A 5,436-nucleotide genomic window follows, 5' to 3' on the forward strand; every position below is an offset into this window, starting at 1 on the left:
GCCGCCGCCCGCGCCGCCGCCGTAGCCGGAGGCGGCCGGCGCCCGGGCGGCGGGGGCCGCGCCGAAGACCCGGCCCCACTGGGCGAGCCGGTCGCGCCCCTCCGACAGCAGGAGCAGCAGGTAGCCCGCGCCGGCCAGCAGGAAGGCGAACCAGGAAGCGTCGCCCTGGCCCGCCGACAGCCCGGCCGCGACCGAGTACAGCGCCAGCAGCGGCAGCCCGGCCGCCGCGGCCGTGCGCAGCGTCACCGCGAGCAGGTCGACCAGCAGCCCGATCAGCAGCACCCCGGCCATCAGCAGCAGCCGGATGCCGTCCGTCAGGGGGGCCGGTATGGCGAACTCGCCCACGTCCCGTACGCCCTGCTGGAACAGCGCCCCGAAGTCGGTGACCAGGAAGGCCAGCGGCCCGTCCCCGGTGGACTCGCCCTTGCCCGCGAAGAGGAACGCCAGCAGGAGCAGCGTCACCAGCAGCTGTGCGCCCACGGTCAGCGGCCGGGCCAGCGGCACCCGCCGCGCCCCCGCCCCCACCGCGGCCTGCACGCCCAGCAGCACCGCCGCCTGGACCAGCCAGCCCGAGGTGTCCACCAGCGGGGCCAGCGACCAGGAGGTCAGCAGCGTCGCCAGGACGCCGAACAGCGTCACGCGCGTCCGCCCGCTCATGCCCGGCCTCCGGAGGTTCCCGTGCCCAGGGGTGCGTTCCCGGCCTGCCGCCACAGCTCGGCGAAGGCGGCGCCGGGCGGTACGGCCAGTGCCGTCCAGCCCGCGTCGCGCAGCCCGCGCAGCCGCTGCTCCACCCGCGAGGGCGTTCCCGCCCAGGTCGCGGAGTCCAGCAGGAACGCCACGGCTCCCGCGCTGCGCTGCCGCATCCGGGCCGCCATTTCCGTCTGTACGTCGTCCAGGTCGCCGAAGAACGCGATGAGCAGGCCGTCCCCGCCGGAGCCGAGCCCGGCACCCGCCCCGCGTACGGCTTCGAAGGCGCGGGTGAGCCCGGAGCCCTCGGAGTGGCCGACGACCGCGAGGGTGTCCATCATCAGCCCGGCCGCCTCGGCGGACTCCTGCCCGCCGGAGGAGAAGCCTCCGGCGCCCTCGCCGGGCACCGAGTCGCCGGTGTCGGTCAGCAGCCGCACCGAGAAGCCCTGTTCCAGCACGTGCAGGACGGCGGAGGCGGCAGCCGACACCGCCCACTCGAAGGAGGAGTCGGGGCCCGCGCCCTCGTAGGCGAGGGCCCGGGTGTCCAGCAGGACGGTGGCCTTGCTGCGCTGCGGGGTCTCCTCGCGGCGCACCATCAGCTCGCCGTAGCGGGCGGTGGAGCGCCAGTGGACCCGGCGCAGGTCGTCGCCGCGCCGGTAGGTGCGGGGGATCACGTCGTCGTCGCCGGCCAGCGCGAGCGAGCGGCGGGTGCCGTCGCCGTAGCCGTTGGCCTCGCCGGTCATCCGGACCGGGGGCAGGGGCTGGGTGTGCGGGACGACCGTGAGGGTGTCGTAGGTGCTGAAGGAGCGGGTGAGCTCGACCAGCCCGAAGGGGTCGGTGAGCCGCAGCTGGAGCGGGCCCAGGGGGTAGCGGCCGCGCAGGTCGGAGCGGACCCGGTAGGAGACCTCGCGGCGGCCGCCGGGCTCGACGCGGTCCAGCACGAAGCGGGGCCGGGGCCCCAGGACGTAGGGCACCCGGTCCTGGAGCATCAGCAGGCCCGTGGGCATCCGGGAGACGTTCTCCAGCCGCAGCTGGACGCGGGCCTCGCCCCCGGCGGGCACCCGCGCCGGGGTGAGCCGGCGGCTGGAGGTGACCCGGTAGCGGGTGCGGTGCAGGGCGAGCACGCAGATCAGCGGCAGTACGACCAGCAGCAGGCCGACGCGGAGCAGCTGTCCCTGGCCCAGGACGTACGCGCACACGGCGGCGGCGGCTCCGGCGGCCAGGAACGAGCGGCCCCGGGTGGTCAGCCCGGCGAACGAGGCGCGCAGCCCGCCCGGGTCCCTCACCTCCCCGCCGGCGCCGCGCGGGGCACCGGCGCTCATCAGAAGCCCCGGATGCCCGCGCCGGGCGGCATCTCGCCGCGGGAGTGCGCGGCGGGGACGGGGGTGCGCTGGAGGATGTCGTGGACGACCTGCTCGGCGGTGCGCCGGTTCAGCTGGGCCTGCGCGGTGGGCAGCAGCCGGTGCGCGAGGACGGGCGCGGCCAGCTGCTGGACGTCGTCGGGCAGGACGTAGTCCCGGCCGGCCAGGGCGGCGGAGGCCTTCACGGCGCGCAGCAGGTGCAGGGTGGCGCGGGGCGAGGCGCCCAGGCGCAGGTCCGGGTGGCTGCGGGTCGCGGAGACCAGGTCGACGACGTAGCGGCGGACCGGCGGGGCGACGTACACCTCGCGCACGGCCTCTATCAGCTTGACCACGTCGTGGGCGTGGGCGACGGCGGTGAGGTCGTCGAGGGGGGAGACCCCGCCGTGCACGTCGAGCATCTGGAGCTCGGCCTCGGGGCTGGGGTAGCCGACGGAGACGCGGGCCATGAAGCGGTCGCGCTGGGCCTCGGGGAGGGGGTAGGTGCCCTCCATCTCCACCGGGTTCTGGGTGGCGACCACCATGAAGGGGCTGGGCAGCGTGTAGGTGGTGCCGTCGATGGTGACCTGGCGCTCCTCCATCGACTCCAGCAGCGCGGACTGGGTCTTGGGCGAGGCGCGGTTGATCTCGTCGCCGATGACGATCTGCGCGAAGATCGCGCCCGGCTTGAACTCGAACTCGCGGCGCTGCTGGTCGTAGATGCTGACGCCGGTGATGTCGGAGGGCAGCAGGTCCGGCGTGAACTGGATGCGCTGCACCGAGCAGTCGATGGACTTGGCGAGCGTCTTGGCCAGCATGGTCTTGCCGACGCCCGGCACGTCCTCGATCAGCAGGTGGCCCTCGGCGAGCAGCACGGTCAGGGCGAGCCGGACGACTTCGGGCTTCCCCTCGATCACGCCCTCGACCGACTGCCGGATCCGCTCGGCCGTGCTGGTCAGATCAGCGAGGCTCGCTCGGTCGTCGTACGTGGTCACCTGGTTCTCCTCGGCCCTTTCCCAGGGCCGACGCTCTTGGCGCATGAACCGGCCCACCCCGAAACACGGACGCCGTTCCGGAGGGGTTCCGGGGGGCGTCTCCACGCATTCTTGACGCCGTCACGGCCCGGTGTCACTCAAGAGGCGGGATCGATCTCCCGCAGGAGGCCGGTGTGCACGTCGAAGACGAAGCCTCGCACATCGTCCTTGTGGGGCAGGAAGGGGTTGGTGCGAACCCGCTGCATGGACTGGCGGACGTCCTGGTCGACGTCGCGGAAGGCCTCGACGGCCCAGGCGGGGCGCTGGCCGACCTCGTCCTCCAGCTCGTGCCGGAAGTCCTCGGTCAGGCTTTCGAGGCCGCAGCCGGTGTGGTGGATGAGTATCACCGCGCGGGTGCCGAGAGCGCGCTGGCTGATGGTGAGCGAGCGGATGGTGTCGTCGGTGACGACGCCGCCGGCGTTGCGGATGGTGTGGCAGTCGCCCAGCTCCAGGCCGAGGGCGGCGTGCAGGTCGAGACGGGCGTCCATGCAGGCGACGACGGCCACGCGGAGCACCGGGCGGGCGTCCATGCCGGGGTCGGCGAACTCCGCGGCGTACCGGCGGTTCGCCTCCACGAGGCGGTCGGTGACGGATGCGTCGCTGGATGCCTGGGGGGCGGTCTGGCGGGCAGGCAGGGATGCGGAAGTCGTCATGGTTACGACGTTAGTGGTCACACGGCGTTGCGGCACTGAGTGAGGGGGGACAAAGAACGTCAACGGACCTTGTTGTGAGCTAACCCACAGGGGTGAGGCGGGGGCCGCCGTTCGGGTGATTCGGGGCTTTTGCGGGTTCCCTGCGAGGGGGGCGCACCGGCCGCGGGGCGGTTCGTTGACCGGGGCGGGCGTTGCACTAAAGTGGCGCGAACCGGCCGGAGCCCGGCCCTCACCGGCCGCCCGGCCCCCTGGTAAAACTCCGCGTGCGCGGCGCGGCGTACGCCTGCCGCGCCGTTATCTGAGAGGGCGCTTTGACTAGCGAGTCCCGACATGTCCCGGTGATGCTCCAGCGGTGCCTGGACCTGTTGGCCCCGGCGCTGGAGAGGCCGGGGGCCGTCGTCGTCGACTGCACCCTCGGCCTCGGCGGCCACAGCGAGGCCCTGCTGACCCGGTTCCCCGAGGCGCACCTGATCGGCCTCGACCGCGACAAGGAGGCCCTGCGGCTCTCCGGCGAGCGCCTCGCGCCCTTCGGCGACCGGGCCACCCTCGTCCACGCGATCTACGCCGACCTCGCCGAGGTGCTGGACGGCCTGCGGATCCCGGCCGTCCAGGGCATCCTCTTCGACCTGGGCGTCTCCTCCATGCAGCTCGACGAGGCCGACCGCGGGTTCGCGTACGCGCAGGACGCGCCGCTCGACATGCGCATGGACCAGACGACCGGCATCAGCGCCGCCGAGGTCCTCAACACCTACGCCCCGGGCGAGCTCGTGCGGATCCTGCGCCAGTACGGCGAGGAGAAGCAGGCCAAGCGGATCGTGTCGGCGATCGTGCGCGAGCGGGAGAAGGAGCCCTTCAGCAACAGCGCGCGCCTCGTGGAGCTCATCCGGGACGCGCTCCCGCAGGCCGCCAAGCGCACCGGCGGCAACCCCGCCAAGCGGACCTTCCAGGCCCTGCGCATCGAGGTCAACGGTGAGCTCTCCGGGCTGGAGCGGGCCATTCCGGCGGCGGTGGACCGGATCGCGGTGGGCGGGCGGATCGCGGTGCTCTCGTACCACTCGCTGGAGGACCGCCTCGTCAAGCAGGTCTTCGCGGCGGGCGCCGCCAACACGGCCCCGCCCGGACTGCCGGTCGTACCGGAGAAGTACCAGCCGAAGCTGAAGCTGCTGACGCGCGGGGCGGAGCTGCCCACCGAGGAGGAGATCGCCGAGAACCGGCGGGCCGCCCCGGCCCGGTTCCGCGGCGTCGAGCGCATCCGCGAGGCGCGGCTGTGACCCCGGCGGGCCGCTCCGGGGGCGGCGGCAAGGCCGGCAGGGCGGCCCGCCTCGTCCGGGTGCGGCCCGCCGCCGCGTCGGCGGGGCAGGCGGCGCGGATGCCGTTCGTCCTGCTGGTGGTGGCGCTGCTGGGGGGCGGGCTGATCAGCCTGCTGCTGCTGAACTCGGCGCTCAACCAGGGCTCCTTCCAGCTGACGAAGCTGAAGAAGGAGACCACCGCCCTGACGGACGAGCAGCAGGCGCTGCAGCGGGACGTCGACGCGTACTCGGCGCCGGACGCGTTGCAGCGGCGGGCGCACGAGCTGGGGCTGGTGCCGGGTGGCAGCCCCGTCTTCATCGGGCCCGACGGCAAGGTCGCGGGGGGGCCCGCCGCGGGGGGGGGGCCCGCCGCCCCCGGCCGGGCCCCGGGTTCCCCCCGTCCGCCCCCGGCCGCCGCGGCCCCCACACCGGCCGC

The 5,436-nt window shown here is 74.3% G+C and carries 5 protein-coding genes and 1 pseudogene; 2 read left to right on the plus strand and 4 right to left on the minus strand.

Annotation, left to right across the window (positions count from 1 at the left end):
* The 4 genes from ACFV0Q_RS37915 to ACFV0Q_RS37930 all read right to left on the minus strand — a co-directional run.
* Window positions 1–657, minus strand: a 657-nt coding sequence (locus ACFV0Q_RS37915; RefSeq protein WP_385012124.1) for a transglutaminaseTgpA domain-containing protein, incomplete at its 3' end; no start/stop codon positions are given.
* Complete coding sequence (locus ACFV0Q_RS37920) at window positions 654–2,009, minus strand: DUF58 domain-containing protein (protein ID WP_385012127.1); 1,356 nt, start codon at window positions 2,007–2,009, stop codon at window positions 654–656. The genes ACFV0Q_RS37920 and ACFV0Q_RS37915, both read right to left, overlap by 4 nt.
* The gene (locus ACFV0Q_RS37925; RefSeq protein WP_385012130.1) at window positions 2,009–3,019 is read right to left on the minus strand and encodes an AAA family ATPase; all 1,011 of its coding nucleotides are present in this window, start codon (window positions 3,017–3,019) and stop codon (window positions 2,009–2,011) included. The genes ACFV0Q_RS37920 and ACFV0Q_RS37925 overlap by 1 nt, the downstream gene beginning before the upstream one ends.
* 137 nt (window positions 3,020–3,156) lie before the next feature.
* The gene (locus ACFV0Q_RS37930) at window positions 3,157–3,711 is read right to left on the minus strand and encodes a beta-class carbonic anhydrase (protein WP_385012132.1); all 555 of its coding nucleotides are present in this window, start codon (window positions 3,709–3,711) and stop codon (window positions 3,157–3,159) included.
* A gap of 311 nt (window positions 3,712–4,022) precedes the next feature.
* Here ACFV0Q_RS37930 and rsmH point away from each other — a divergent pair, with 311 nt between their 5' ends.
* Complete coding sequence (gene rsmH / locus ACFV0Q_RS37935) at window positions 4,023–4,982, plus strand: 16S rRNA (cytosine(1402)-N(4))-methyltransferase RsmH (protein WP_385012135.1); 960 nt, start codon at window positions 4,023–4,025, stop codon at window positions 4,980–4,982.
* Window positions 4,979–5,436: pseudogene (locus tag ACFV0Q_RS37940) on the plus strand (hypothetical protein); the annotation flags it as partial. The gene rsmH and the pseudogene ACFV0Q_RS37940, both read left to right, overlap by 4 nt.

The sequence above is a fragment of the Streptomyces sp. NPDC059564 genome (assembly GCF_042735575.1).
Lineage (GTDB): Bacteria > Actinomycetota > Actinomycetes > Streptomycetales > Streptomycetaceae > Streptomyces.